Source organism: Streptomyces alfalfae, assembly GCF_004127445.1.
Taxonomy (GTDB): domain Bacteria; phylum Actinomycetota; class Actinomycetes; order Streptomycetales; family Streptomycetaceae; genus Streptomyces; species Streptomyces alfalfae.
On sequence record NZ_QEXM01000052.1, the window covers coordinates 33562 to 59696 of the forward strand.

Consider the following 26135-nt stretch of genomic DNA (forward strand, 5'->3'; position numbering starts at 1 on the left):
CCGCTGCGCTCGCGCCCCACGTCCCCTTCCGCCGCTTCGGCGCCAGCGGGTGAGTGGGGGTGCCCCTCACCGGCCACCGGCCTGCGGCGGAGGAACCCTCACGGGCGGTGGTAGTGGCTCTCGGGCCGGCCCTCCCAGGGCCGCCCCTGCCTCGCCGTGTCCGCCGCTCAGCCACGAGCCGGCGGGTTTCGGGCCCGCAGGGAAGACCCGCCCCGTCAGGGGCCGAGCGCCGCGGCGAGGGCGGGGACGAAGCGGGACGTGGTGGCGCGGTCGCGGACCGCGAGCCGTATCCAGCCGGGCCCCAGGCCAGGAAACGTGTCGCCGCGCCGCACCGCGAACCCCGCCCCCCGCAGCCGCTCCCGCACCGCCTCCGCCCCGGGCGCCCGTACGAGGACGAAGGGCCCCTCCGCGGGGCCCACCACCCGCACCCCGCGGGGCGCGAGCGAGGCGAGGCCCGCCAGCAGGTGGGCCCGGTCCGCGGCCACGCGGTGCGCCGCGTGCCCCGCCTCCGCCAGCGCCCGCGGCGTCACACACGCCTCCGCCGCCACGAGCGCCGGCGTGGACACCGGCCACAGCGGCTGCGCCTGCTCCAGCGTGGCGATCACGTCGGGGGAGGCGAGGACGTAGCCGATCCGCAGCCCCGCGAGGCCCCACGTCTTGGTGAGGCTGCGCAGCACCACGAGCCCGGGGACGTCGGTGCGGCCGGCGAGGGCCTCCCGCTCGCCCGGCACCGCGTCCATGAACGCCTCGTCGACCACGAGGACCCGCCCCGGTCGGGCCAGCGCGGTGACCGTGGCCGCCGGGTGGAGCACGGACGTGGGGTTGGTGGGGTTGCCGACGACCACCAGATCGGCCGCCTCCGGGACCCGCTCCACCGCCGCCGCGTCGAGACGGAACCCGTCCTCCTCCCGCAGCAGCACCCGCTCCACCTCGTGCCCCGCGTCCCGCAGCGCCGCCTCGGGCTCGGTGAACTGCGGATGCACGACCACGGGGTGACGCACCTTCAGCGCCCGCGCGAGCAGGACGAAGGCCTCCGCCGCGCCCGCGGTGAGCAGCACCCGGTCCGGGCTCAGACCGTGCCGCGCGGCCACCGCCTCGCGCGCGGCCCGCCCGTCCGGATAGGCCGCCAGACCGTCCAGCGAGGCGGCGATCTTCTCCTTCAGCCACGCGGGAGGCGTGTCGGACCGCACGTTGACCGCGAGGTCGGTGAGCCCGGCCCCGCCGTCCCGCACCTCCGCGTCCCCGTGGTGCCGCAGATCCGGCCCCGGCACGGGCTCCGGGTCGCCGTGCGCCACGGCGGCGGGCCGCTCCTCGTACGCGAGACGCGCCGGCCTGCGGACGATTGCGCACGTCGCCATCGGCGGGCGGCCCGCCGGCGCCGACTTCCGCTTGGGGACGATGAGCTCACCCCCGCCCCGCAGCGCCGCCGCCTCCGCCACGGACGGCGTGCCCACGGCGGCGCTGGACGCCGGGGACGGGTTCGGCACGGAGACCTCCGCGAGGTCCCGCGCCGCGTACGCCACCACCGGCACCCCGAGCTGCGCCGCCGCTCCGACGATCCCCGGCTCGGCCGCCTTCACGTCCACCGTCGCCAGCTCGGCGATCGACCGCTCGGCGAGACCGGCGGCGCGGACGGCGTCCCGGATCAGCCCGAGCACCTCCTCCTCCGGGGCGGCCTCACAGGCGCCGACACCCACGACGAGAACCTGGGCGTCATCCATGGAGGGGTCCTTTCGTACGAGGTGGTGGGGAGCAGGAAGGGAAACGTGGGGCAAACCGGGTGGCGGACGCGCGCCCGGCGGCGTCAATCCGCTAGCAAGGGCGCATGGCGGTGTTCGTGGCGCTCGGCGCCTTCCTCATGACCCTGGTGGGCGGCTGGACGGCCCAGCGGGTCACCGACCGGCGCCATCTCGTCCTCGGCCTCGCCGGCGGCCTGATGCTCGGCGTCGTCGGCCTCGACCTGCTGCCGGAGGCGCTGGAGGCCTCGGGCGGGCCGGTCTTCGGCGTACCGGCGGCCCTGCTCCTGTTCGTGGCCGGCTTCCTCGTCGCGCACCTGGTGGAACGGCTCCTCGCGGGCCGCCAGGCCGCCCACGGCGCGGGGGAGCACGAGGGCGGCAGGGTCCCCCAGGTGGGGCTCACGGCCGCCGCCGCGATGGTCGGGCACAGCGTCATGGACGGCATCGCGATCGGCGCGGCGTTCCAGGTCGGCGGCGGCATGGGCGTGGCCGTGGCACTGGCGGTGATCGCCCATGACTTCGCGGACGGCTTCAACACGTACACGATCACCAGCCTGTACGGCAACGCCCGCCGCAAGGCGCTCGCGATGCTCTTCGCGGACGCGGCGGCACCCGTGGTCGGCGCCGCGTCGACGCTGCTGTTCACCATCCCGGAGCGGCTGCTCGGCGGCTACCTCGGCTTCTTCGGCGGAGCCCTGCTCTACCTCGCCGCCGCCGAGATCCTGCCCGAGGCGCACCACGAGCACCCGGCGCGCTCGACGCTGCTGTGCACGGTGGCGGGGGCCGCGTTCATCTGGCTGGTGGTGGGTGTCGCGGGCTGAGCCGCGCCGCCGTACGGTCACCGTGCGCAGCTCTCGACGAAGCGCCGCGCGACGCCGGGCTCCGAGGCCCAGTGCGTGTGCAGATAACTGGCGTGCACGTGCCCCCGCACGAAACCCTCGACGCGGCGCTGCGGCGCGTGCAGGCCCCAGGCGGGCGACGCCCCCGCCCCGGGCTCGACCGCCGTGCGGTGGAACTCGTGCCCCCGCATCCGCGTGCCCGCGGCGGCGAGGACGCTGTCGGAGACGGCCACGGCCTCGCGGTAGCCGAGCGTCAGCCGCTCCGACATCCGCGCCTTCGCGTCGAGCACCCCGCACATGGGCTCTCCGTCCAGCTCACGGGTCAGGTACAGCAGCCCCGCGCACTCGGCGGCCACCGGCGCCCCGGAGAGCGCCAGTTCCGCCACGGCCTCGCGCAGCCGTTCGTTGGCCGACAGCTGGGGCGCGTACACCTCGGGGAAGCCGCCCCCGATGACGAGACCGGCGGTGCCCTCGGGCAGCCCCTCGTCATGGAGCGGGTCGAACGTCACGACCTCCGCCCCGGCGGCCGTGAGCAGCTCCGCGTGCTCGGCGTAGGAGAACGTGAAGGCGGCCCCGCCGGCGACGGCGACGCGGGGGGCAGGACCAGCCTGTGCGGCGACCGGGGACGAAGCCGGCGCAGCCGGTGATCGACCGAGCGCGGACGCGGGGTCCCACGCGGCCCCCGGCAGGGCCGGCGCACTGCGCGCGAGCGCCAGCAGCCCCTCCAGATCGCACCCCTCCCGCACCCGCGAAGCCAGCTCCGCGACCGACTCCACGGCCTCGGCGTGCCGCTCGGCCACCGGGACGAGCCCCAAGTGCCGCGAGGGCGCGCTCACTCGCGCCACGCGGCGCAGCACGCCGAGCACCGGCACACCCGACTCGTCCAGGGCCTCCCGGAGCAGCGCCTCGTGCCGGTCGGAGCCGACCTTGTTGAGGATGACGCCCGCGACCCGCACCTCCGGGTCCCACGAGGCGAAGCCGTGGACCAGCGCGGCCACCGAACGCGACTGCGACGAGGCGTCGACGACCAGGACGACCGGCGCCCGCAGCAGCTTCGCGACATGGGCCGTGGAGGCCAGTTCGCCCTGCCCGGCGGCCCCGTCGTACATCCCCATCACGCCCTCGACGACGGCCAGGTCGCACCCGGCCGCGCCGTGCGCGAACAGCGGCGCGACCAGGTCGGGCCCGCACAGGTACGCGTCGAGGTTGCGGCCGGGGCGGCCGGTCGCGAGCGCGTGGTAGCCGGGGTCGATGTAGTCGGGGCCGACCTTGTGCGGGGAGACGGCGAGCCCGGCCGCCGCGAACGCGGCCATCAGGCCCGTCGCGACGGTCGTCTTGCCGCTGCCGGACGACGGCGCCGCGATGACGAGGCGAGCTACCACTCGATGCCCCTCTGGCCCTTCTGGCCCGCGTCCATCGGGTGCTTGACCTTCGACATGTCGGTCACCAGGTCGGCGAAGTCGATCAGCTGCCGCGGCGCGTTGCGGCCGGTGATCACGACGTGCTGGGTGCCGGGACGGTCGCGCAGCACCTGGACGACCTCGTCGACGTCGATCCAGCCCCAGTGCATGGGATAGGCGAACTCGTCGAGCACGTACAGCTTGTACGTCTCGGCCGCGAGGTCCCGCTTGACCTGCTCCCAGCCCTCGCGGGCCTTGTCCTCGTTGGTCGGCTCGCCCTCGGCGGGGGCGCGCTGGATCCACGACCAGCCCTCGCCCATCTTGTGCCAGGCGACCGTGCCGCCCTCACCGGAGGCGCCGAGGACCTTCAGCGCGTTCTCCTCGCCGACCTTCCACTTCGCCGACTTCACGAACTGGAAGACACCGATCGGCCACCCCTGATTCCAGGCCCGCAGCGCGAGCCCGAACGCGGCCGTCGACTTCCCCTTGCCGATGCCCGTGTGGACGAAGACGAGCGGCCGGTTGCGGCGCTGCCGCGTGGTGAGTCCGTCGTCCGGTACGACACTCGGCTGTCCCTGCGGCATTACGCGGCCCTCCTGGAGTGGTGTGACTGTCCCTGCACGTCCTTGACGAGCCCGGCGATCGAGTCCGCCCGCAGCTCGTCGAGCGTCACGGCGGTCCCGCCGAGCTCGCCCGCCAACTGCCCCGCGAGGCCGAGCCGCACGTAGCCCGACTCGCAGTCGACGACCACCGAGGCCACGCCCTCCGCCGCGAAGAGACGGGCCGCGCGGCCCGCCTGCGCCACCGGTTCCACGCCGCCCGTGGCCCGCCCGTCGGTCACCACGACCAGCAGCGGACGCCGGGCCGCGTCCCGCAGCCGCTCCACGCGCAGCACGTCGTGCGCCTTGAGCAGCCCGGCGGCGAGCGGCGTGCGCCCGCCGGTCGGCAGCGTCTGGAGCCGCGCGGCGGCGGCGTCCACCGACGAGGTCGGCGGCAGCGCCACCTCGGCGGCCGAGCCGCGGAACGTCACGAGACCCACCTTGTCGCGCCGCTGGTAGGCGTCCAGGAGCAGGGAGAGCACCGCGCCCTTGACCGCGCTCATCCGCTGCCGGGCCGCCATCGACCCGGAGGCGTCCACGACGAAGAGCACCAGGTTGCCCTCGCGCCCCTCGCGCGTGGCCTGGCGCAGGTCGTCACGGCGTACGACGAGACCGGTGCCCGAACGCCCGCGCGCCCGCTGGTGCGGGGCGGCGGCCTGCACGGTCGCGGCCAGGTGCAGCTTGGTCAGCGAGCCCTGGGGCCGCCGCGAACCCGTCGTGCGCCCGTGCTCGGTGCGGGCCCGCGAACGCCGCCCGGCCGCGCCCTCACCGATGCCGGGGACGCTCAGCGCCTTCGTGCGGAACGGCTCGGCGGCGGGCACGGCCTGCTGCTCGCCGGGGCCGCCGGAGGCGGGTGCCTGCGGAGCCGGCGCGTCCTCCCGGTCGGAGCCCTCGCCCTGGTTCTGGGACGGCAGGCCGGGGGAGTCGGGGCCGCTGTCGGCCGGGGGCTGCCCGCCACCGCCGTCGGGACCGCCGCCGTCGGGACCGCCGTCGCCGTCCGGGGGCTCGGGGCCGTCGTCCTCGCGGGCCTCCTCCAGCGTCTCGTCGAGCTTGTCCTCGTCGAGGCCCGGGGCGTCGAAGGGGTTGCGGCGCCGCCGGTGCGGCAGCGCGAGCAGCGCGGCCTGCCGCACGTCCTCGCTCTCGACGTCCGTACGGCCCGCCCAGGCGGCCAGCGCGGTCGCCGTACGGGCCATCACGATGTCCGCGCGCATGCCGTCGACCTCGAACGCCGCGCAGGTCGCCGCGATCTGCCGCAGCGCGCCGTCGCCCAGGGTCACCTGGGGGAGCAGCGCCCGCGCCGCGACGACGCGTTCGCGCAGCGCGGCCTCGTCGTCGGCCCAGCGGCCGGCGAACGCCTCGGGGTCGTCGTCGTAGGCGAGGCGGCGGCGTACCACCTCCACGCGCTGGTCGGTCTCGCGGGAGGCGGCCACCTCGACGGTGAGCCCGAACCGGTCGAGGAGCTGCGGGCGCAGCTCGCCCTCCTCCGGGTTCATGGTGCCGACCAGCAGGAACCGCGCCGCGTGCCGCACGGAGACGCCCTCGCGCTCCACGTACGAGGCGCCCATCGCGGCGGCGTCGAGGAGGAGGTCGACCAGGTGGTCGTGGAGGAGGTTGACCTCGTCGACGTAGAGGATGCCGCGGTGCGCGTCGGCGAGGAGCCCCGGCTCGAAGGCCTTCACGCCCTCCGCGAGCGCCCGCTCGATGTCGAGCGCGCCGACGAGGCGGTCCTCGGACGCGCCGACCGGCAGCTCCACCATGCGCGCGGGACGCGCACTCGCGCCGCCCGACTCGTGCGGCCCGTCGGGGCAGTTGGGGTCCACAGCGGCCGGATCGCACGAGAACCGGCACCCGGCGACGACCGGCACCTCGGGCAGCAGCGCCGAAAGGGCGCGCACGGCCGTGGACTTGGCGGTGCCCTTCTCACCCCGTACGAGCACGCCGCCGACGGCGGGCGAGACGGCGTTCAGCAGCAGCGCGAGCCGCAGATCGTCCTGCCCGACGAGGGCGGTGAAGGGATACGGGGTACTCACGGGGCCTCCTTGACTGAGGTGACGGCGGTGACTTCGGGGGTGCTCACGGCGGCGCTCACGACGGTGGTCGCGGCGGCGCTCACGACGGCGCCCCCGGCGGAATGAACGGCAGCCCCGCGGGCGCCCCGTGCTCGATCAGGGCGAGGAGCGCGTCCGTGTCCGCGTGTTCTTCGATCAGGTCGCCGAGCAGGTCGAGCTGTTCCTCCCGCAGCGCGGCGAAGCTGGTGTCGGGCGCGGGGACGAAGCGGCGTCCGGCCGCACGCGCCACCTCGGCGAGGAAGCGGCGCCGGAAACCGTCGCTCTCCAGCGACCCGTGCCAGTGCGTGCCCCACACCTCCCCGACCCGGCAGCCGTCGAGGAACGCCTCGCCGCCGCCGACCTCGGCCACGCCGTGATGGATCTCGTACCCCTCGACCGGTTCCCCGAGGGCCTCGCCCACCGGACGGGCGAGCGTCTTCTCGCGGGCGAACCGCACCCGCACCGGCAGCAGTCCGAGCCCGTCCACGGAGCCCTCGCGCGACTCCACGTCGTCCTCGATGTGCTCGCCGAGCACCTGGAAGCCGCCGCAGATCCCCAGCACGGGGCGTCCCTCGGCGGCGCGCCGCGCCAGGGCGTCGGCGAGGCCGCGCTCCCGAAGCCACCGCAGGGCGCGCACGGTCCCGCGCGTGCCCGGCACGACCACGAGGTCGGCGTCGACCAGCTCCTCGGCCCGGTCCACGAACCGCACGACGACGCCGGGCTCGGCGGCCAGCGCGTCCACGTCCGTGAAGTTGGACATCAGCGGCACCGCGCACACGGCGACCCGCAGCACGTCGTCACCGACCGGCGGGGCCACCACGGACTCGCGGACCGCGCCGCGCAGCGAGACCCGCAGGCCGTCCTCCTCGTCGATGCCGAGCCCGTGCTGGAACGGCAGCACGCCGTACGTGCGCCGGCCGGTGAGGCCGAGCAGCATGTCGAGACCCGGTTCCAGGAGGGAGACGTCGCCGCGGAACTTGTTGACGAGGTACCCGGCGACCAGCTCCTGGTCGGCGGCGCTCAGCAGCGCCGTCGTCCCGAAGAACGACGCGAACACCCCGCCCCTGTCGATGTCCCCGACCACCAGGACGGGGAAGCGGGCGGCCCGCGCGATGCCCATGTTCACGATGTCGGTGCGCCGCAGGTTGATCTCGGCGGGACTGCCCGCGCCCTCACAGATCACGGCGTCATACGTGCCCCGCAGCTCCTCCAGGCATCCCACGACGGTGTCGAGCAGGGCGGCCTGGCGTCCCCCGTGGTAGCCGCGCGCGCTCATCTCGCCCACCGGCCTGCCCATCAGCACGACCTGGCTCGTGCGGTCGCCGCCGGGCTTGAGCAGCACCGGGTTCATCAGCGCGGTCGGCTCGACGCGGGCGGCCTGCGCCTGCATGGCCTGCGCCCGGCCGATCTCGGCGCCCTCGCGGGTGACGAAGGAGTTCAGGGACATGTTCTGCGCCTTGAAGGGCGCGACGGACACGCCCTTGCGGGTCAGCCACCGGCAGATGCCGGCGGTGACGACGCTCTTCCCGGCGTCCGACGTGGTCCCGGCGACGAGCAGTCCACCACTCATGAGGGGAGCCCCTTCCTCCTGCTGCCGACGGCACGCAGGCCCGCCCGTGCGGCGATCGAGACGCCGAGGGCCAGCAGGCCGACCCGGCGGGAGAGCCGCACGGCCCGTTCGATGTCGCCGCCCCCGACGGGGCGGCCGTGGGTGTTCAGGACCGGCCGGTGCTCGACGCGTCCCGCGTACGAGAGGGTCCCGCCGAGCCGTACCCCGAGCGCCCCGGCGAAGGAGGCCTCCACGGGCCCGGCGTTCGGGCTCGGATGCTTCGGGGCGTCGGCGCGCCACGCCCGTGCCGCCCCGCGCGGCGAGTCGCCCGCGAGGACGGCCAGGGCGGCGGTGAGCCGGGCGCCCGGCCAGCCGAAGACGTCGTCGAGGCGGGCGGATGCCCAGCCGTAGCGGCGGTAGCGGGGGGACTTGTGGCCCACCATGGCGTCCAGGGTGTTCACGGCGCGGAAGGCGACGAGCCCCGGCACCCCGCCGATCGCGCCCCAGACCAGCGCCCCCACCACGGCGTCGGAGGTGTTCTCGGCGACGGACTCCACCACGGCCCGCGCGATGCCGTCGGCGTCCAGGGCCTGGGGGTCGCGCCCGCACAGATGCGGCAGCCGCTCGCGGGCCGCCCCGATGTCGCCGTCCCGCAGGGCGTCGCCGATGACGCGCGCCTCCCGGCCGAGCGAGGTCCCGCCGATCACGGACCAGGTCGCGGCGGCGGTCAGCGCGAGGGAACCGGCGCGTGAACGGCGTACGAGGGCGGAGGCGAGGGCGGCGGCCCCGGCGGCGCCTCCGGCGCATACCGCGGTGTGCAGTGCGCCCCACCCGCGGTGGTCGCGCCACAGCACCCGCTCGACGGCGCCGGCGCCACGTCCGAACGCGGCGACCGGATGGCCGCGGCGGGGATCGCCGAGCAGCAGGTCACCGAGGAATCCGGCGGCGGCGCCGTACGCGAAGTCACGATCGCCGCGCATGGCAAATGTCCTCACTCAGGGTGTCCGCGCCCTGGTTCGACGTGATCGGCGGTGAGAGTTCCTGGCTCGCGGGGAAGTTCCCCCGCTGACAGTGGCGGGACCGCGCCGGATTCGCACCGGCTTCCTCTGCTGCCGCCGTAGTTGGCCCGGGCAGTCCACCACGCCCTGCGAACGCCCGTCAACTCGCCGTTGACCTGCGGCGGAGGAGTGTGTTGGGGCCCACATGCCGGAGCGGGGCCCGCACGCCTGGGGGCGGGCCCCGCTGCCGAGGCGGGGCGCTCACGCGAAAGAGGGGCGCGCGGCGTCCAGTACGCCGTGCGCCCCTCTCGGGCCCAGCCCGTCGTCAGACGACGATCAGGGAGATCCCGTACGCCACCGCCGCCGCGCAGAGCGCGAAGCAGGCGTACGCGCCGGTGCGGGCCAGGGCCGCGGAGCCGCCGCCCGAGGCGGAGGCCGTCTCCTGCTTGGAGAGGCCGATGATGCCGAGGGTGAAGAGGCCCACCAGGGCCACCGTGACCACGAGGCTGACTCCGAAGACGGAGCCGAGGGCTGCCCAGTCGATGTTCATGCTGATCCGTCCTTATACCGTCGCGGGCCTGGCGGGGTCCGCCATGGCGCCGGTCGTGGCGGTGGTCGGGCCCGCGATGGTGGCCTTGACCGGGTCGTCCGAAGAGGCGTCGAGGGTCGTCACCGGGCCCGCGGGCGGCGGGGTGACGGCGGCGATCGCGGTGGTCACGACGCCCACGGGCTCCGCGTTCGCGCGGTCGCCGTCGTGGCGGATCTCGTCGGCGGTGACATTGGTGTGGTCGACCGCGTTGCGCCGGGAGAGCACCCAGATGACGGCCGAGCCGGCGACCAGGAGCGTCGCGGTGGCCGCGATGCCCCAGGGGCCCTGCTGGGTGAGGAACTCGGCGCCCGCGCCGACCAGACCCGCGGCCGGCAGGGTCAGACCCCACGCGACGAACATGCGGGTGGCCGTGGACCAGCGGACCACGCCGCCCTTGCGGCCGAGGCCCGCGCCCATGACGGCGCCGGAGCAGGACTGGGTGGTGGAGAGCGAGAAGCCCAGGTGCGAGGAGGCGAGGATGACCGTCGCGGCGCTGGTCTGGGCGGCGAAGCCCTGCTGCGGCTGGAGGTCGGTGAGGCCCTTGCCCATCGTGCGGATGATGCGCCAGCCGCCCAGGTACGTGCCGAGGGCGATGGCCACACCGGCCGAGACGATGACCCACATCGGGGGGTTGGCGCCGGGGTTGAGGACACCGCCGGTGACCAGGGCGAGCGTGATGATGCCCATGGTCTTCTGCGCGTCGTTGGTGCCGTGCGCCAGCGAGACGAGGCCCGCGGAGGCGATCTGGCCCACGCGGTAGCCCTTGGCGGTGGCCCGGGTGTCGGTGCCGCGTCCGATCCGGTACGTCAGGCGCGTGGCCAGCATCGCGGCGAGGCCCGCCACGAGCGGCGCGGCGAGGGCCGGGATCAGGATCTTGGTGACGACGGTGCCGCCGTTGATCGACGACCAGCCCATCGACATGACCGCGGCGCCGATGAGGCCGCCGAAGAGCGCGTGGGAGGAACTGGAGGGCAGGCCCACCAGCCAGGTCAGCAGATTCCAGAGGATCGCGCCGACGAGCGCGGCGAATATGACCTCGGTCTTGAGGCCGTCCTCGTTGACGATGCCGCCGGAGATCGTCTTGGCGACCTCCACGGAGAGGAAGGCGCCGACGAGGTTGAGCACGGCGGACATGGCCACCGCCGTCTTGGGCTTGAGAGCGCCGGTCGAGATGGTCGTCGCCATCGCGTTGGCAGTGTCGTGGAAACCGTTCGTGAAATCGAACACGAGAGCGGTGACGATCACGATCCCGAGGAGAAGCGTGATGTGTTCCATTTACCCAGGCTTCTGTTGGACGTCAGTGGCAGTTGGAAGTTAGGCAACCCGGGTGAACGGAAGATGAACTCGGTCGGGCGGTGCGGTGACCCGAAGTGGAGTGCGTTCACTCCGCATCGAGCGGGCCTCCGTCCACGAGCGTACGGACGGACCGTACGGGCCTTGCAAATCGGGCGGAGTGTCGCCTTCCGCCATCCGGGCGCCCACCCCTGGGACAGGGCCGCCGAGGGCCCCGGAATCCGGTGAGGAGATCCTGGTCACCCCGAGTGCGACGGCGTCGCTCGCCGCCCCCGTCCGCAGGGGCGGACGAGGGGGTGCGGACCGGCGCGCGGACGCCCTTCAGCGCGCCCCGCCCGGCTGGCAGGATCGCCGCATGACCGAGCAGCGGCAGGACCCCGGAAACGGCACGGAGCGGAACGCCCCCGCGGCGGCCTCGGACGAGGCGCTCGCGGCGGCGTGGGAGGAGCTGGTGGAGACCGCCCGCAGGACCGTGCGGGACGGCCTCGTCGTCGGCACGTCGGGCAACGTCTCCGTCCGCGTCGGCGACACGGTCCTCATCACCCCGACCGGGGTCCCCTACGACCGGCTGGGCCCCGGGGACGCGGTCGGCGTCGACCTCGCGGGCCGGCAGGTCGTCGGAGACCTGGCGCCGACCAGCGAGCTGCCCATGCACCTGGCCGTCTACCGCTCCACCGACGCGCGGGCCGTCGTCCACACCCACGCCGTGCACGCCACGGCCGTCTCCCTGCTGCTGGACGAGGTGCCGCCGGTCCACTACGTGACGGGCCTCCTCGGCGGCCCGGTCCGCGTCGCCCCCTACGCCCTGTACGGCACCGAGGAACTGGCACACGCCATGCTGGACGCTCTGCGGGACCGCACCGGCTGCCTGCTGCGCAACCACGGCACGGTCACCCACGGGGCCTCCCTGGGCCAGGCCTACGACCGCACGGCCCAGCTGGAGTGGATGTGCCACCTCTGGCTCACCGCCTCCGCGGTCCCCGGACGCACGCCCGCGCTCCTGACCGAAGAACAGCTCGCGGAGGCACAGGAGCGGCTGCGGGGGTACGGGCAGCCGCGTTCCTGACGGCGCCGCCGCCCGGCGCGCCTGGCAGCGGCGCCGCCCGTCATTTCCCGACGGTGACGCCGCCCATCGCGGGCAGAAGGTCCCCATGGCACGAGCGATACGCATCTTCGGCCCCTGGTCCGCTCCCCGGCGCGGCGGGGAGCGGCTGCGCGGGCGTTCCGCCGCCGCGTCACCCCGTGGCCGCCGCCCACTGGCCCCCCGGCGCACCGGCCCGGACACTGGAGCGGTGCGTCCAGCCAAAGCGACGGCAGCGGCCGTCACCGCAGTCACCGCCGCCCTGGGGACGGCCGCAGCAGCCGCGATCGCTGCCGGCCGGTTCGCGAGCGACGCCGCCCTGCGCGCCCCGGCGGGCCGCCCCCTGCCGACGGAGCCCCGACTCACCGTGCACGCCACGACCCCGGACCGGGTCACGCTGACCCGCGCCCTCGCCAGCCGCCGCCCCGGCACCTACGGGCTGACCGGCGACGGCGCCCACGCCGTCGTCGGCCCCGTCCTGGAATCGGCGCCGCACAAGGCCGACACCGTCGTACGCCGCCTCCGGGCCGTCACCCGCGGCGCCCTGCACGCCGGGGCGAAGGTCAGGCTCACCCCGCAGGTCCACGTCGGCGACCCGCGCACCGCGCTCGGCATCGACCACCAGGACGTCGTGGTGCCCGGCGAGCTCGGCGGCCTGCCCGCCTGGTTCGTGCCCGGCAACCGCGACACCTGGGTCATCACCGTGCACGGCCTGGGCGCCACCCGCGAACACCCCATGGTCGTGCTCGACTTCCTGCGGCGGCTCGGCCTCCCCGTGCTCGACATCGCCTACCGGGGCGACCCGGGCGCGCCCCGCTCCCCGGACGGCCTCGGCCACCTCGGCGAGACCGAGTGGCGCGACGTGGACGCCGCCATCCGCTATGCCGTGCGCGGCGGCGCCCGCCACGTCGTCCTGCACGGCTGGTCCACCGGTGCCACCATGTGCCTGCGCGCCGCCACCCGCTCGGCCCTGCGCGAGCACGTCAGCGGCCTCGTCCTCGACTCCCCGGTGCTCGACTGGGAGGCCACCCTGCGCGCCCTCGCCTCGGCCCGGCGCACCCCCGGCCCGCTCCTCCCGCTCGCGGTGCGCGCGGCCCAGGGGCGCACCGGGCTCCGCGGCGAGCGCGCCCCGGCCGCCACCGACCCCGGCGAGCTGCGGGTGCCGACGCTCCTGGTGCACGGCCCCGACGACGTCGTCGCGCCCTGGGGCCCCTCCCGCCGGTTCGCCCAGCGGCGCCCGGACCTCATCACGACGCACACCGTGGACGGCGCGCCCCACGGAGCCATGTGGAACGCCGACCCCGCGGGCTACGAGGAGGCGCTGCGCCGCTTCCTCGTCCCCCTGATGTGACCCCTCGGCCACCGTGCCGAGGGGGCGGTCCCGGCCCCCGGCCACGGGGCCCAAGAGCCGCCGTCGCCATTCCGTTTGGGTTTTCGGACCGTCAACAGGAAGACTGCTCCCGTGACGTCCCGTACCCCGCGCGACTCCAGGCTCCGACTCGTCCGCGCCCCCTACCCGAGGGCCGACCGGAGAGGAGACGCCCAGCGCGACCCAGCGCGCCCCCTCTCCGCCGCCCCGGGCGCGGTGAGCCACCGACGCACGCGCCGCCCCGCGCCCCGGCCGCCCGAGGGCACGCCACCGCCGTCGGAACTGGCCCGCGGGGCACGCGCGGGCCTCGCCGACGCCGTCCGGATCGCCCGCTGGGCCGACGCGGCGCTGCGACCGGGCCCCGGCGGCGCCGCGCCCGACGGCAAGGGCGCCCTCTCGGACGCCACCGCCGAACGCGCCGCCGCCGAGCTGGGGCTGACCCCCGATCAGGTGCGCGCCGACTGGGACACCGCACGGCTCGCGGGCCTCATCGAGGTGCACGGCGACAGCGCCCGCCCCGGCTGGCGGCTGCGCGCCTGGAACCGCGACGACACCGCCGTCCTGCGCGGCTGGGTCGCCCTCTTCGACGCCTGGTCGCTGGCCCATCCCGCGCCCGCCGACCTGCCGCCCGCCGCGGTCGCCGAAGCCGTCGAGGCGATGCCGCAGCTGCTCTCCTTCCTCCAGCTCTCGGCGGGACCCGTCCCCGTGCCGCAGCTCCTGGACCTCCTGGAGCAGCGCGTCGACGAACTGCGCACCGAGCGCTGCGAGATCCCCTACGACCAGCCCGACCCCGCGGCCGACGAGGGCGCGGAGGCGGCCCCGCTGCCCGCCCTCCTCGACTGGGCCCTGCGCGGCCTCGCCGCCGTCGGCGCGCTGACCTACGCCGAGGGGCAGGCCACGCTCACCCCGCTCGGCAGCTGGGCGGTCTGGGTCAAGCTGGAGCAGATCTGCGTCGCCGCGCAGAGCCCCGCCGGGCACATCGAGCAGTCCGCCGAGGACATGCTGCGCGGCTGCGCGCGCCTGCGGCCCAACGCCGCACGCGCCGAATACCGCGCCTGGCTCGCCGCCCGCCCCGTCGGCAGCGCCGTCACCGACCTGCTCACCGCGGCCCGCGGCGAGGACGCCCTGCTGCGCGGCCTCGCCTTCGAGGCCCTGCGGGTGGTCGGCGCCCCGGCCGAGCCCGACGTCAGGGCCGCGGCCGACGAGGCGTCGCTGCGCCCGTACGCCCTGCTCTGGCTCGCCGAGCAGGAGGGCGCCGACCCCGAGGACGTCCACCTCGTCCTGAGCCGCGAGGAGTCCACCTGGCTCTGGATCGACACCGCGGCGGCCGTCGCGGACCACGGCGAGGCCCACCTGCTCGTGCGGCACCTGGAGTCGGCGGTCCAGCCCACGGTCCCCGCCCTGCTCGACGAGGTGCGCCGCGCGGGACACCCCCGCACGGTCCAGGTCCTCGTCGCGCTCGCCGCGGCGCACCCCGACCCGGCGCTGGCCAAGGCCGTCCGCCGCGCCGCCTTCCAGGTGCACACCGGCGGGGAGTGAGCCGGGGGCCCACGCCCGAACGGGCGACGGCGGCCACCCCGCCCGCCGTGTCGCCCCCGCGCCCCGCGGCCCACACGGAACCCGCCGCTACGCTCTGCGCCTGATCCGTGGCACAGGTACCGAAGGGGGCCCATGTCCGCTCCGCCGCTCGACGCGACCGGCCTGCCGCGCGAGAGCGAGGGGGCGTGGGGCCCGCAGCCGGCGTCCCGCCCCGCCCCGGCCCGCCGAGGCGCCCGCATCGCCCTGCCCGCGGCCCTCGCGCTGCTGGCCGTGCCGCTGATCACCGCCGCCCACCACTCGCGGCCTGCCCCCTACGGCGACCGCCTCACCGTCCACGCGCGCGTGGCCGGCGGCGGCTCCGCTGCGGCCACCGGACTGCGGACCAGGGGCAGCGCGGTGGAGGCGTACGACCGGGGGAGCGGCACGGTCCGCTGGACGTACACGAGGAAGGGGCGCACCCCCGTCACGCTGCTCGCCGCCCCGGGGCACGCCGTCGCGCTCTGGAGCGACGGCCTGGTCACCGACACCGCCCGCGACGGCGGCTCCGTGCGCTGGCACCGCGCCATCCCCGCGAGCGCCGCCTGGCTGCGCACCCCCGGGGCCCGGGGCGGCGCCGGAGTGCTGCGGCCCCTGGCCCCCGGCGCCCGCATGCTGGCCGTGGTCACCCCGCACCGCATCGCCGCGTACCGCGCCGCGGACGGGGACCTGCGCTGGGTGCTGCCCGCCCGCCCCGGCTGCGCCTTCGAGCCCGCCCGCTCGCTGCGGCGCGGCGGGGCCCTGCTGGTCGCCCAGCCCTGCACGGGCCCGGCCGCCTCGTGGACCTCCCAGGTCATCGCGGTGGACGACTACGGGAGGATCGTTCCGGGCCGCACCCCCCTCGGCAATGGGGAACCGCAGCGCGACGGCGTGCGGGACAGCGGCCGGGGCGGCGGCGTCGGGCGGCCAGAAAATTAGTTGCGTTGGGCCGTTAGAATGGCTGCCATGGCAGCTCCTCTCCTCAGTTGGACGGCGTAGACACCGGTCCCGACCACCCGCAGTCGTCCCTCTCGCCGTCCACCCTGTTCAGGAGTACCCCCGTGATCACCGCTTCCGGCATCGAGCTGCGCGCCGGCGCCCGCATCCTCATCGAGAACGCCACCTTCCGCATCGCGAAGGGCGACCGCATCGGCCTCGTCGGCCGCAATGGGGCGGGCAAGACCACCCTCACCAAGTGCCTCGCGGGCGAGGGCACCCCCGCGGGCGGCACCATCGCGCGCTCCGGAGAGGTCGGCTACCTCCCGCAGGACCCCCGCACCGGCGACCTCGACGTGCTCGCCCGCGACCGCATCCTCTCCGCGCGCGGCCTCGACACCCTGATCCGCAAGATGCGCGAGAACGAACAGCGCATCGCCAACGGCCAGGGCTCCACCCGCGAGAAGGCCCTCAAGCAGTACGAGCGCCAGGAGACGGAGTTCCTCACCAAGGGCGGTTACGCCGCCGAGGCCGAGGCCGCCACCATCGCCGCCGCGCTCAACCTCCCCGACCGCGTGCTCGGCCAGCCCCTGCACACGCTCTCCGGCGGTCAGCGCCGCCGCATCGAGCTGGCCCGCATCCTCTTCTCGGACGCCGACACGCTCCTCCTCGACGAGCCGACCAACCACCTCGACGCCGACTCGATCGTCTGGCTCCGCGACTACCTCAAGACGTACCGCGGCGGCTTCATCGTGATCTCCCACGACGTCGACCTCGTCGAGACGGTCGTCAACAAGGTCTTCTACCTGGACGCCAACCGCTCCGCGATCGACGTCTACAACATGGGCTGGAAGCTCTACCAGCAGCAGCGCGAGTCCGACGAGAAGCGCCGCAAGCGCGAGCGGCAGAACGCCGAGAAGAAGGCCGCCGCCCTGCACTCGCAGGCCGACAAGATGCGCGCGAAGGCCACCAAGACCGTCGCCGCGCAGAACATGGCGCGCCGCGCCGACAAGCTCCTCGCGGGCCTGGAAGAGGTCCGCCAGAGCGACAAGGTCGCCAAGCTCCGCTTCCCCGAGCCCTCGCCGTGCGGCAAGACGCCGCTCATGGCCGAGGGCCTGTCGAAGTCATACGGCTCGCTGGAGATCTTCACCGACGTCGACCTCGCGATCGACAAGGGCTCGCGGGTCGTCATCCTCGGGCTCAACGGCGCGGGCAAGACGACCCTGCTCAGGTTGCTCGGCGGCGCCGAGAAGCCCGACACGGGCCAGGTCATCGAGGGCCACGGCCTCAAGCTCGGCTATTACGCGCAGGAGCACGAGACGCTGGACCCCGAGCGCACGGTCCTGGAGAACATGCGCTCGGCCGCCCCCGACCTCGACCTCGTCGAGGTGCGCAAGACGCTGGGCTCGTTCCTCTTCTCCGGGGACGACGTCGACAAGCCCGCCGGGGTGCTCTCCGGCGGCGAGAAGACCCGGCTCGCGCTCGCGACCCTGGTCGTCTCCTCGGCCAACGTCCTGCTCCTCGACGAGCCCACCAACAACCTCGACCCGGCGAGCCGCGAGGAGATCCTCGGCGCGCTGCGCACCTACAAGGGAGCGGTCGTCCTCGTCACCCACGACGAGGGCGCGGTGGAGGCCCTCCAGCCGGAGCGGATCATCCTGCTGCCGGACGGTGTGGAGGACCTGTGGGGCCAGGACTACGCGGACCTGGTCGCCCTCGCCTGAGTCCGGCCGCCCGCGGGGTGCCCACCGCCCGGTCCGCGCACCGCGGCGGCGTCCACTCGGCGTGATCGAACCGCTGATCCACTGCGTATGGATCATTCGGCCGATCCGTGATCCCTCATCTGTGTGAGCTGTCCTCGTACCGAGGTGTGTCCTACACGGATTTTGCGGGCCCCCGGTGGGATGGGGAAGGCGCCGGCTTCGGAAGCCCCTGACCTGCTCGTTCTCCGTGGCGCCGGATCTCGTACGGAAAATCCCGCGTGTGGAATCGTTAATTCCACTCGTGGTGGACGCATCCGGAACGAGGAACCTCGCCGTACTGACCTTGCCGAATGGGTGGCCAGGAAGCCCGCGAGGGGTGATCATGAGAAGTCCAGAGCGCACTTCCCATGAGGAGGCACGGGTGGCCGAGACTCTGAAGAAGGGCAGCCGGGTTACCGGCGCCGCGCGCGACAAGCTCGCGGCAGACCTGAAGAAGAAGTACGACGGCGGTGCGAGCATCCGGGCGTTGGCCGAAGAGACCGGCCGCTCGTACGGGTTTGTGCACCGGATGTTGAGCGAGTCCGGCGTCACGCTGCGGGGACGCGGCGGGGCGACGCGAGGCAAGAAGGCCGCCGCCGGCTGATCGCGGCGGCGCGCTGCTCCATGGTCCGATGGTGGCCACCCGGCCGATCACGTGATCGACCGGGTGGTTACTGTGCAGTCACTTACGGGCGCTCACCCGCGCCCGGCCCGACCGCACCCCACCGGAGGCACCCATGGCTTCGACCGACAGCGAGCTCGCACCGGTTCTCGACAAGGACGGCGTACGCCTCACCATCGACGAGGCCGTCGCCACGGTGACGCTGACCAACCCGGCCAAGCGAAACGCCCAATCTCCCGCGCTGTGGAGGGCGTTGGCCGAGGCCGGTCAGCTGCTGCCGGGCAGCGTCCGTGTCGTGGTGCTGCGCGGAGAGGGCAAGTCCTTCTCCGCGGGCCTCGACCGGCAGGCGTTCACGCCGGAGGGCTTCGACGGCGAGCCGTCCTTCATCGACCTGGCACGCGGCGACGACGGCGTCCTCGACGCCACGATCGCCGAATACCAGGAGGCGTTCACCTGGTGGCGGCGGAGCGACATCGTGTCCATCGCCGCCGTCCAGGGGCATGCCATCGGCGCCGGCTTCCAGCTCGCGCTCGCCTGTGACCTGCGGATCGCGGCCGACGACGTGCAGTTCGCCATGCGCGAGACCAGCCTGGGCCTCGTTCCCGACCTCACCGGCACGCATCCGCTGGTGGGCCTCGTCGGCTACGCCCGCGCCCTGGAGATCTGCGCCACCGGGCGCTTCGTCCACGCGGACGAGGCCGAGCGGGTGGGCCTCGCCAACCTCGTCGTGCCCGCGGACCAGCTCGGCGCCGCCGCGAACGACCTCGCCGCCGCGCTCGTCGCCGCGCCGCGCGACGCCGTCATCGAGACCAAGGCACTGCTCCAGGGCGCCACGGACCGCACCTACGAGGAGCAGCGCGTGGCCGAGCGCGCCGCGCAGGGCCGCAGGCTCCGCGACCTCGCGGGCCTCGGCGACTGAGCCTGCCGCAGCCCGGCCGGGCTCACTCTGCGCCGGTGACCAGCACCGCCACCGAGGGGTGGTCCGGCAGGGCCGCCGCCACCGCCGCGCGGACCGCCAGCGCCACGTCGAGGGCGCGGTGGCCGCCGCCGGTGGCCAGCTCCACGCGCGCGTGACGGCGCGGCAGCGCGTTGGCCGCGGGGCGCTCCTCCAGGTGCACGGCCGGGCCCAGCGCGCGGGTCAGCCGGGACACCCCGGGCACGGCCAGCGCGGCCCGTGCGGCACGCGCCGCGTCGCTCGAGTCCTCGGCCGCGGTCGCCCCCTCGTCCGGCTCCTGCCGTGCGCCGGCCGGGGCCTTCCGCGTCACCCGTTCGGCGTCACGCGCGTCGTCGAGCAGCGCCGTCACGCGCAGGTCCACCTCCGGGGCCACCAGGCCGAGCCGGTCCGCCGCCGCGCGGAGCGCCGCGCGCAGCCGGTCGGCCGCCGCGGGCAGCGGCGCGGTCGCCACGGCCGCGAAGTCCGCCGTGATCCGCAGCGGCCCCGGCGGCAGCGCGCTCGGCGGGGGCGGCACGACCGGCGCCCGCGTGTCCTCCGGATCGGCCGGGGCGATGCGCAGTGTGCCCAGGCGTACGCCGCTCACGTCGCGCGCCGCCGCGCGCAACGCGCCGTCCGCCGCCGCCTCCGTCACCCATGTGCCGTCTTCCGGGCCGCCGAGCGGCAGCACCCTGCCGAGCCCGAGCTGCCGTCGTACCGCCTGGGGCCAACCGTCACCCGTCATGTTCCCCAGCCTGCCGCATCCCCGGAGCGCAGCCGCGCAACCGGACTTAATGTGGCGGAAGAAGACAGATCCCCTTTCGGAACGGACGGGACGGCGATGACCGACATCGGACAGCGGAAGACGTCTCAGACACTGCGGCAGGACTCCGCGACGGAAGCTTCGGCGCGGGGCCAGACCGGGCGCGCGAGTGGCGGCGGCGCCCCCGGGGGCCGCGGCAAGACCACCATCGCGGACGGCGTCGTCGAGAAGATCGCCGGGCTCGCCGCGCGTGACGTCGAGGGCGTGCACGCGATGGGCGGCGGCCTCGCGCGGACCTTCGGCGCCGTGCGCGACCGGGTGCCCGGCGGCACGAAATCCGTCTCGCGCGGCGTGAAGGCCGAGGTCGGCGAGGTGCAGACCGCGCTCGACCTGGAGATCGTCGTCGAGTACGGCGTCTCGATCGCCGACGTCGCCCGCGACGTGCGCGAGAACGTGGTCGCCGCCGTGGAGCGCATGACCGGTCTCGAGGTCGTCGAGGTCAACATCGCCGTGAGCGACGTGAAACTCCCCGACGAGGAGGACGAGGAGCCCGAGGGCCGCCTCCAGTAGCACCGGCGAAGGCGCAGCCGCGTCCCGAGGACGAGCGCAGGACAGGGAGCGCACGATGAGGAGCGCACGATGAGCATGGCCGTGATCGGCATGGTGGCAGGGATGGCGCTCGGCTTCGCCGGATACTTCGGTGGATTCGGGGCGTTCCTGCTGGTGGCAGCCTTGGGAGCCGTCGGCTTCGTGGCCGGGCGGTTCCTGGAGGGGGACCTGGAACCCGGCGACTTCTTCCGCGGCCGCGGCGACCGGCGGCGGTGAGCGGTGGCGGCACAGGTCGCTCCGGGGGAGCGCGGCGCCACCCGGATCGCCGACCGGGTCGTCGCGAAGATCGCCGCGCAGGCGGCGCGTGAGGCCGTGGACGAGGTGCCGGACGGCGGCTCACCGCCGCACGCCACGGTCGCCGTGCACCAGGACACCGCCCGCGTCCGCGTCAGCCTCGAACTGGACTACCCCTGCGACATCGGCGGACGCTGCGGCGAGGTGCGCCGCCACGTCGCCGAGCGCGTGAAGGCGCTGGCGGGCATGGACGTGCCCGAAGTGGCGGTCCAGGTGGAACGGCTGCACTCGGCGCGGGTCCGCGCCACGGCACAGGGGAGGACACGATGAGGGAGGCCGAGGGGGGCGACGGCGCCCGGCCGCTGCCGCCCGCCGAAGAGGCCCGCTCCGAAGGGACGGGGCCCGAGGAGACAGCGCCCGATCAGACCGGGCCCGAGGGGACTCGACCCCGGGGAGAGCCGGACCGGGCCGATTCCGCCGCCGGCCACGGGCCGCCGCCCACGTTCGCCGAGGACGGCCGCGGGGCCGGACGGTTCTGGTCCCGCCGCCGGGTGCCCGCCGCCCTGCTCGCCGTACTGGTCCTCGCCGGCACGGGACTGCTCCTGTACGACGTCGTCGCCGTACGGGCCGACCACTCCGCGATGCACTGGCGGCGCGAGCTGGCCAGGGAGCTGGGGGAGCGTCCCCTCGACGACACCGCGGTCCTGGTCGGGGCGGGCGTGGCCGCGGCTCTCGGCCTCTGGCTGCTCGTGCTCGCCGCGACCCCGGGGCAGCGCAAGCTCCTGCCGATGCGGCGCACCGACTCCGACGTGCGCGCGGGGCTGGAGCGGACCGCCGCCGCCATGATGCTGCGCGACCGCGCGATGGACGTGCCGGGCGTGCAGTCGGTACGGGTCCGCGTGCGGCGCTCCAAGGTGCGCGTGCGGGCCGTCTCGCACTTCCGCGACCCCGACGACGTACGCGACGACCTGGACACCGCACTGGCCGGCGGCGTCGACGACCTCGGGCTGGCCCGCCCGCCCGGCGTCCTCGTGCGCGTCACCCGGCCCGGCAGGAAGGGGTGAACACCATGCCGCGCACGGTCAACCGCGTGCTCCTGGCCCTGGCGGGGCTCGTCCTGCTCGTCCTCGGCGGCTCGGTGCTCGCCGTGGGGCTCGGCGCGCCGCCGCCCTCCTGGTGGATCCACGACGGCCGGCACGACGTGCTGCTCAGCGACGGCGACCGGACCCGATGGCGGGACGCCGGATGGTTCTGGCCGGTGGTCATCGCCGTCCTGGCGCTGCTCGTGCTGCTCACGCTGTGGTGGCTCTCGGCCCAGCTCCGCAGGCGCCGCCTCGCGGAGGTCCTGGTGGAGACCGGCGACGGCGAGGGCGCTGTGGTGCGCGGGCGCGCCCTGGAGAGCGTCATGGCCGGCGAGGCCGAGGCGCAGGACGGCGTCGAGCGGGCCCGGGTCGCGCTGACCGGGCGGCGCGGTACGCCGAGGGCGCGCGCGGAGCTCGCCCTGGAACCCCGCGCCGCGCCCGCCGACGCGCTGCACCGCTTCGGCGCCGAAGCCCTCGCCCACGCCCGTGAGTCGGCGGGCCTCGCGAGCCTGCCCGCCACGGTCCGGCTGCGCGGCGTCAAGCACCGCGCCCGGCGTGTGAGCTGACGGACGGGGCGCGCGGGGCCGCGACGCTAGAAGCCGCTGCGGGCCCCGCCGTCCACCGGCACCATGATCCCGGTCAGGTACGAGGCCGCGGGGGAGAGCAGGAAGGCGGCCGTGCGGCCGAACTCCTCCGGGGTGCCGTAGCGGCGCAGCGGGATGCCCGCCTCGTTGGCGGCGCGGGTCGCCTCCGGGTCCGGCGAGAGACCGTCGAGCTGGCGCATGCGGTCGGTGGCGATGCGGCCGGGGAGCACGCCGACGACGCGGATGCCGCGCGGGCCGAGCTCGTCCGCGAGGGACTTGGCGAACCCGGCGAGGCCGGGACGCAGGCCGTTGGAGATCGTCAGGCCCGCGATCGGCTCGTAGACCGACCCCGAGAGGACGAAGCCGATGACGCCGCCCTCGCCCAGCTCGGCGGCGGCGGCGCGGGCGAGCCGCACGGCGCCGAGGAAGACCGCCTCGAAGGCGGTCTGCCACTGCTCGTCGGTGTTGTCGGCGACGAAGCCGGGCGCGGGCCCGCCGACGCTGATCAGCACGCCGTCGAAGCCGCCGAAGTGCTCGCGCGCCGCCGCGATCAGGCGGCCCGGGGCGGCCGGATCGGCGTTGTCGGCGGCGACGCCCACCGCGTTCGCGCCCAGTTCGGCGGCGGCCTCCGCGACGGTCTTCTCCTCGCGCCCGGTGATGACGACCTTCGCGCCGTCCGCGACGAGCCGGCGCGCGGTGGCGTTGCCGAGGCCGCGGGTGGCGCCGGTGACGACGTAGACACGGTTTTCCAGTCCAAGATCCATGCGCCTAGTCTCGCGCGTCCGCCCCGTAGAGCGCGAGGGCGGTGTTCACCAGGCCGATGTGGCTGAACGCCTGCGGGTAGTTGCCGAGCTGGCGGTCGCTCACCGGGTCGTACTCCTCGGCGAGCAGCCCCACGTCGTTGCAGAGCCCCACCAGGCGTTCGAACAGTTCGCGCGCCTCCTTCGTGCGTCCCGTCATGTGCAGGGCGTCCGCCAGCCAGAAGGAGCAGACGAGGAAGGTGCCCTCCTCGCCGGGCAGGCCGTCGACCGTGTTCCCGGCCGAGGTGTAGCGCAGCATCAGGCCGTGGTGGTCGAGCTCGGCGCGGACCGCGTCGACGGTGCCGATGACGCGCGGGTCGTCGGGGGGCAGGAAACCCGTACGCGGGATGAGCAGCAGCGAGGCGTCCAGTTCGGTGGAGCCGTAGTACTGGGTGAAGGTGTTGCGCTCGGCGTCGTAGCCGCGCTCGCAGACCTCGCGGTGGATCTCGTCGCGCAGCTCGCGCCAGCACTCGATGTCGCCGCGCAGGTCCGGCTGCTCCTCCAGGGTGCGCACCGCGCGGTCGGCGGCGACCCACGCCATCACCTTGGAGTGCACGAAGTGGCGGTCGGGGCCCCGCATCTCCCACAGGCCCTTGTCCGGCGCACGCCAGTTCTCGCGCAGGAACTGCAGGAGGCTGAGCTGGAGGTTCCACGCGTGCGGACGGCTGTGCAGGCCCGCCTTCCGCGCGAGGTACAGGGAGTCGGCGACCTCGCCGTACACGTCGAGCTGGAGCTGGTCCACGGCCCCGTTGCCGACGTGCACCGGGCGGGAGCCCTCGTAGCCCGGCAGCCAGTCGACCTCGTACTCGGGCAGCCGGCGCTCACCGGCGAGGCCGTACACGATCTGCAGGTCGTCGGCGTTGCCCGCGACGGCGCGGAGCAGCCAGTCGCGCCAGGCCTCGGCCTCCTCCAGGAAGCCGGCCGCGACCAGGGCGTTCAGCGTGAGGGTGGAGTCGCGCAGCCAGCAGTAGCGGTAGTCCCAGTTCCGTACGCCGCCGATCTCCTCGGGCAGGGACGTCGTGGGGGCGGCGACGATGCCGCCGGTGGGCGCGTAGGTGAGGGCCTTGAGGGTGATGAGGGAGCGGATGACGGTGTCGCGGTGCGGTCCCTCGTAGTGGCAGCGGGCGGTCCAGGCGCGCCAGTCCACGAGGCTGTGCTCCAGCGCTTCGTAGGGGTCGACCAGCGCGGGGCGCGGCTCGTGGGAGGGGTGCCAGGTGAGGACGAACGCCACCTTCTCGCCCTCCTCGACGGTGAACTCGGAGTGGGTGCCGTAGGCGTGGCCCCAGGTGTGCACGGCGGGCTCGCTGCGCAGCCAGATCGAGTCGGGGCCCGCGACGGCGACGCGGTGGCCGTCCACCTGGCGCATCCAGGGCACGACCGATCCGTAGTCGAAGCGGAGCCGGAGCGTGCTGCGGACGGTGACGCGGCCGCTGAGTCCCTCGACGATGCGGACGACGTCGGGGGCGCGGTCACGCTGCGGCATGAAGTCCGTCACGCGGACGGAGCCGTCCTCGGTGTCCCACTCGGAGTCGAGGACGAGGGAGTCGGGCCGGTAGGCGCGGCGGGTGCAGGCGTTCGCGTCCTTCGGGGCGATGCGCCAGTGGCCGTTCTCCTCGTCGCCGAGCAGGGCGGCGAAGCAGGCGGCGGAGTCGAATCGGGGCAGACACAGCCAGTCCAGCGAGCCGTCACTGCCGATGAGGGCGGCGGTCTGGAGGTCGCCGATGAGCGCGAGGTCTTCGATGGGGCGAGGCACGCAGAACGCGTTCCCGTGAGTCGGCTCCGCCAATCGGCGGGCCGGGACAATCGGCTCCGACCTGCGGCTCTCGGGTCCCCGGAGAGCGGGCTTCTGGTGGCGTGGGCCGCTTCCCCGCGCCGTGGGCTCAGACGGCCGCGGGCGTCGGCTCCTGCTCGGGGGCCGCCGCTGCGGCGGCGCGGTCGCGGCGCTCCCTGCGGACCAGGACGACCCAGCCCACCGGGACACCGGCGGCGAACAGCCACCACTGGACCGCGTACGCCATGTGCGGGCCGATGCTGCCGTGGTCGGGCTCGTCGATCAGCTCGGGGGTGTCGCCCGCGGGCTCGGGCGAGGTCTGCTCGACGTATCCGCCGAGGACCTCCTTGCCGAGGCTGTGGGCCTGCTGGCCGCTGCTGATCAGCATGATCTGACGGTCCGGCAGGCCGCGGACGTCCTTGATGCCGCTCTCCGCGGACGTCTCGTCGGCCATCAAGCGGCCGGTGACGACGGTCCTGCCCCTGGGCGGCGCGGGGATCTTCGGGAAGGCGGTCTGCGGGCCGTCGGCGGGGATCCAGCCGCGGTTGACGAGCAGCACCTTGCCGTCGTCGAGGACGAAGGGGGTCAGGACGTGGAAGCCGACCTTGTCGTCGGAGTTCGTGCGGCGCCGCACGACGACCTCGTGCTCCGTGTCGAACCTGCCCTCGGCGCTCACCCTGCGGTACAGATCCGCCTTGGGCACCTCGTGCCCGGGGGAAGTGATCTTCTCGGCCTGGACCGGGTCGGCGCTCAGCGCCTTGGAGACCCGCTGGTTCTGCGCGACGCGGTGCTCGTGCCGGTGCAACTGCCAGAAGCCCAGCTCGACCATCACGGGGATGAGAACGAGGGCGATGAGGGTGAGGATCACCCACTGCCGGGACAACAGGAAGCGGTACACCCCACGACCGTACAACTCGGTCATGGGGTGTCCGGAAGTGGGGTCGGGATGGGACGGGGAGGGAGCCGGTGGGGCGGGGTGGAGCCGGAGCGCCGCGCGGATGGGCCC

Annotated in this window: 25 protein-coding genes and 1 riboswitch; of the genes, 13 read left to right on the forward strand and 12 right to left on the reverse strand. The window is 75.0% G+C overall.

The features are described 5' to 3' along the window. Positions 1–215: 215 nt before the first annotated feature. Entirely contained in the window at positions 216–1721 is a 1506-nt protein-coding gene (gene cobC / locus DCW30_RS33800; protein ID WP_076686881.1) for an Rv2231c family histidinol phosphate aminotransferase CobC, read from the reverse strand. A 104-nt stretch (positions 1722–1825) separates the two neighbouring features. Between cobC and DCW30_RS33805 the strand changes: the two genes are divergently transcribed. Next, positions 1826–2557 carry a ZIP family metal transporter gene (locus DCW30_RS33805; protein ID WP_076686882.1) on the forward strand — a complete coding sequence of 244 codons (732 nt, stop codon included), beginning with the start codon at positions 1826–1828 and terminating at the stop codon, positions 2555–2557. Between the two features lie 17 nt (positions 2558–2574). Here the strand turns inward: DCW30_RS33805 and DCW30_RS33810 are convergent, their stop codons facing one another. From DCW30_RS33810 to DCW30_RS33840, 7 genes are all read right to left on the reverse strand, one after another. Next, the gene (locus DCW30_RS33810; protein WP_076686883.1) at positions 2575–3957 is read right to left on the reverse strand and encodes a cobyrinic acid a,c-diamide synthase CobB; all 1383 of its coding nucleotides are present in this window, start codon (positions 3955–3957) and stop codon (positions 2575–2577) included. Next, the gene (gene cobO, locus DCW30_RS33815) at positions 3951–4559 is read right to left on the reverse strand and encodes a cob(I)yrinic acid a,c-diamide adenosyltransferase (protein ID WP_076686884.1); all 609 of its coding nucleotides are present in this window, start codon (positions 4557–4559) and stop codon (positions 3951–3953) included. The genes DCW30_RS33810 and cobO overlap by 7 nt, the downstream gene beginning before the upstream one ends. Next, entirely contained in the window at positions 4559–6604 is a 2046-nt protein-coding gene (locus tag DCW30_RS33820; RefSeq protein ID WP_076686885.1) for a putative cobaltochelatase, read from the reverse strand. Before DCW30_RS33820 ends, cobO begins: the two co-directional genes overlap by 1 nt. 79 nt (positions 6605–6683) lie before the next feature. After that, complete coding sequence (locus DCW30_RS33825; protein WP_076686886.1) at positions 6684–8192, reverse strand: cobyric acid synthase; 1509 nt, start codon at positions 8190–8192, stop codon at positions 6684–6686. Next, positions 8189–9151 carry a cobalamin biosynthesis protein gene (locus DCW30_RS33830; protein WP_076686887.1) on the reverse strand — a complete coding sequence of 321 codons (963 nt, stop codon included), beginning with the start codon at positions 9149–9151 and terminating at the stop codon, positions 8189–8191. The genes DCW30_RS33825 and DCW30_RS33830 overlap by 4 nt, the downstream gene beginning before the upstream one ends. After that, positions 9135–9329, reverse strand: a riboswitch (cobalamin riboswitch). (Overlaps the previous gene by 17 nt.) 165 nt (positions 9330–9494) lie before the next feature. Next, entirely contained in the window at positions 9495–9719 is a 225-nt protein-coding gene (locus DCW30_RS33835) for a hypothetical protein (RefSeq protein WP_076686888.1), read from the reverse strand. 12 nt (positions 9720–9731) lie between these two features. Then, positions 9732–11033: an inorganic phosphate transporter gene (locus DCW30_RS33840; RefSeq protein ID WP_062771894.1), complete on the reverse strand. Its 1302-nt coding sequence runs from the start codon at positions 11031–11033 to the stop codon at positions 9732–9734. Between the two features lie 373 nt (positions 11034–11406). On the opposite strand from DCW30_RS33840, the gene DCW30_RS33845 reads away from it, so the two are divergent. The 7 genes from DCW30_RS33845 (at position 11407) to DCW30_RS33875 (ending at position 19274) form a co-directional block, all read left to right on the forward strand. Beyond that, the gene (locus tag DCW30_RS33845) at positions 11407–12117 is read left to right on the forward strand and encodes a class II aldolase/adducin family protein (protein WP_076686889.1); all 711 of its coding nucleotides are present in this window, start codon (positions 11407–11409) and stop codon (positions 12115–12117) included. 226 nt (positions 12118–12343) lie between these two features. Then, positions 12344–13483, forward strand: a complete 1140-nt coding sequence (locus DCW30_RS33850) for an alpha/beta hydrolase (RefSeq protein ID WP_076686890.1) — start codon at positions 12344–12346, stop codon at positions 13481–13483. Between the two features lie 111 nt (positions 13484–13594). Next, positions 13595–15040, forward strand: coding sequence for a hypothetical protein (locus tag DCW30_RS33855; protein WP_076686891.1), 1446 nt, complete (start codon positions 13595–13597; stop codon positions 15038–15040). Positions 15041–15172: 132 nt separating this feature from the next. Further along, on the forward strand, positions 15173–15994 hold the full coding sequence (locus DCW30_RS33860; protein ID WP_232626647.1) for a PQQ-binding-like beta-propeller repeat protein: 822 nt from the start codon (positions 15173–15175) through the stop codon (positions 15992–15994). A gap of 122 nt (positions 15995–16116) precedes the next feature. Continuing rightward, entirely contained in the window at positions 16117–17715 is a 1599-nt protein-coding gene (abc-f, locus tag DCW30_RS33865; RefSeq protein ID WP_062771902.1) for a ribosomal protection-like ABC-F family protein, read from the forward strand. A gap of 400 nt (positions 17716–18115) precedes the next feature. Next, a complete protein-coding gene (locus DCW30_RS33870) occupies positions 18116–18337 on the forward strand; it encodes a helix-turn-helix domain-containing protein (RefSeq protein WP_055550175.1) in 222 nt (73 codons plus the stop codon). Between the two features lie 133 nt (positions 18338–18470). Next, a complete protein-coding gene (locus DCW30_RS33875) occupies positions 18471–19274 on the forward strand; it encodes an enoyl-CoA hydratase/isomerase family protein (protein WP_062771905.1) in 804 nt (267 codons plus the stop codon). Between the two features lie 22 nt (positions 19275–19296). Here the strand turns inward: DCW30_RS33875 and DCW30_RS33880 are convergent, their stop codons facing one another. After that, positions 19297–20031 carry a nucleopolyhedrovirus P10 family protein gene (locus tag DCW30_RS33880; RefSeq protein ID WP_076686892.1) on the reverse strand — a complete coding sequence of 245 codons (735 nt, stop codon included), beginning with the start codon at positions 20029–20031 and terminating at the stop codon, positions 19297–19299. A gap of 96 nt (positions 20032–20127) precedes the next feature. Here DCW30_RS33880 and DCW30_RS33885 point away from each other — a divergent pair, with 96 nt between their 5' ends. From DCW30_RS33885 to amaP, 5 genes are all read left to right on the forward strand, one after another. Next, the gene (locus DCW30_RS33885) at positions 20128–20619 is read left to right on the forward strand and encodes an Asp23/Gls24 family envelope stress response protein (RefSeq protein ID WP_076686893.1); all 492 of its coding nucleotides are present in this window, start codon (positions 20128–20130) and stop codon (positions 20617–20619) included. Between the two features lie 69 nt (positions 20620–20688). Further along, positions 20689–20874, forward strand: coding sequence for a hypothetical protein (locus tag DCW30_RS33890; RefSeq protein ID WP_062771914.1), 186 nt, complete (start codon positions 20689–20691; stop codon positions 20872–20874). A 3-nt stretch (positions 20875–20877) separates the two neighbouring features. Beyond that, complete coding sequence (locus tag DCW30_RS33895) at positions 20878–21222, forward strand: Asp23/Gls24 family envelope stress response protein (protein ID WP_062771917.1); 345 nt, start codon at positions 20878–20880, stop codon at positions 21220–21222. After that, complete coding sequence (locus DCW30_RS33900) at positions 21219–21956, forward strand: DUF6286 domain-containing protein (RefSeq protein ID WP_076686894.1); 738 nt, start codon at positions 21219–21221, stop codon at positions 21954–21956. Before DCW30_RS33895 ends, DCW30_RS33900 begins: the two co-directional genes overlap by 4 nt. Positions 21957–21961: 5 nt before the next feature. Further along, complete coding sequence (gene amaP, locus DCW30_RS33905) at positions 21962–22540, forward strand: alkaline shock response membrane anchor protein AmaP (protein ID WP_076689466.1); 579 nt, start codon at positions 21962–21964, stop codon at positions 22538–22540. 26 nt (positions 22541–22566) lie between these two features. Here the strand turns inward: amaP and DCW30_RS33910 are convergent, their stop codons facing one another. From DCW30_RS33910 to DCW30_RS33920, 3 genes are all read right to left on the reverse strand, one after another. Beyond that, positions 22567–23322, reverse strand: a complete 756-nt coding sequence (locus DCW30_RS33910) for an SDR family oxidoreductase (RefSeq protein WP_062771927.1) — start codon at positions 23320–23322, stop codon at positions 22567–22569. A 4-nt stretch (positions 23323–23326) separates the two neighbouring features. Continuing rightward, a complete protein-coding gene (locus DCW30_RS33915) occupies positions 23327–25111 on the reverse strand; it encodes a glycoside hydrolase family 15 protein (RefSeq protein WP_076686895.1) in 1785 nt (594 codons plus the stop codon). Positions 25112–25238: 127 nt separating this feature from the next. Next, positions 25239–26027: an SURF1 family cytochrome oxidase biogenesis protein gene (locus tag DCW30_RS33920; protein WP_062771933.1), complete on the reverse strand. Its 789-nt coding sequence runs from the start codon at positions 26025–26027 to the stop codon at positions 25239–25241. Positions 26028–26135: the final 108 nt, after the last annotated feature.

What these genes read in the sequence shown, in the direction of transcription:
- cobC (WP_076686881.1), bottom strand. Translation starts at nt 1,721, where the DNA reads ATGGATGACGCCCAGGTTCTCGTCGTGGGTGTCGGCGCCTGTGAGGCC.
- DCW30_RS33805 (WP_076686882.1), top strand. Translation starts at nt 1,826, where the DNA reads ATGGCGGTGTTCGTGGCGCTCGGCGCCTTCCTCATGACCCTGGTGGGC.
- cobO (WP_076686884.1), bottom strand. Translation starts at nt 4,559, where the DNA reads ATGCCGCAGGGACAGCCGAGTGTCGTACCGGACGACGGACTCACCACG.
- DCW30_RS33825 (WP_076686886.1), bottom strand. Translation starts at nt 8,192, where the DNA reads ATGAGTGGTGGACTGCTCGTCGCCGGGACCACGTCGGACGCCGGGAAG.
- DCW30_RS33830 (WP_076686887.1), bottom strand. Translation starts at nt 9,151, where the DNA reads ATGCGCGGCGATCGTGACTTCGCGTACGGCGCCGCCGCCGGATTCCTC.
- DCW30_RS33835 (WP_076686888.1), bottom strand. Translation starts at nt 9,719, where the DNA reads ATGAACATCGACTGGGCAGCCCTCGGCTCCGTCTTCGGAGTCAGCCTC.
- DCW30_RS33840 (WP_062771894.1), bottom strand. Translation starts at nt 11,033, where the DNA reads ATGGAACACATCACGCTTCTCCTCGGGATCGTGATCGTCACCGCTCTC.
- DCW30_RS33845 (WP_076686889.1), top strand. Translation starts at nt 11,407, where the DNA reads ATGACCGAGCAGCGGCAGGACCCCGGAAACGGCACGGAGCGGAACGCC.
- DCW30_RS33860 (WP_232626647.1), top strand. Translation starts at nt 15,173, where the DNA reads ATGTCCGCTCCGCCGCTCGACGCGACCGGCCTGCCGCGCGAGAGCGAG.
- DCW30_RS33875 (WP_062771905.1), top strand. Translation starts at nt 18,471, where the DNA reads ATGGCTTCGACCGACAGCGAGCTCGCACCGGTTCTCGACAAGGACGGC.
- DCW30_RS33880 (WP_076686892.1), bottom strand. Translation starts at nt 20,031, where the DNA reads ATGACGGGTGACGGTTGGCCCCAGGCGGTACGACGGCAGCTCGGGCTC.
- DCW30_RS33885 (WP_076686893.1), top strand. Translation starts at nt 20,128, where the DNA reads ATGACCGACATCGGACAGCGGAAGACGTCTCAGACACTGCGGCAGGAC.
- DCW30_RS33890 (WP_062771914.1), top strand. Translation starts at nt 20,689, where the DNA reads ATGAGCATGGCCGTGATCGGCATGGTGGCAGGGATGGCGCTCGGCTTC.
- DCW30_RS33900 (WP_076686894.1), top strand. Translation starts at nt 21,219, where the DNA reads ATGAGGGAGGCCGAGGGGGGCGACGGCGCCCGGCCGCTGCCGCCCGCC.
- amaP (WP_076689466.1), top strand. Translation starts at nt 21,962, where the DNA reads ATGCCGCGCACGGTCAACCGCGTGCTCCTGGCCCTGGCGGGGCTCGTC.
- DCW30_RS33910 (WP_062771927.1), bottom strand. Translation starts at nt 23,322, where the DNA reads ATGGATCTTGGACTGGAAAACCGTGTCTACGTCGTCACCGGCGCCACC.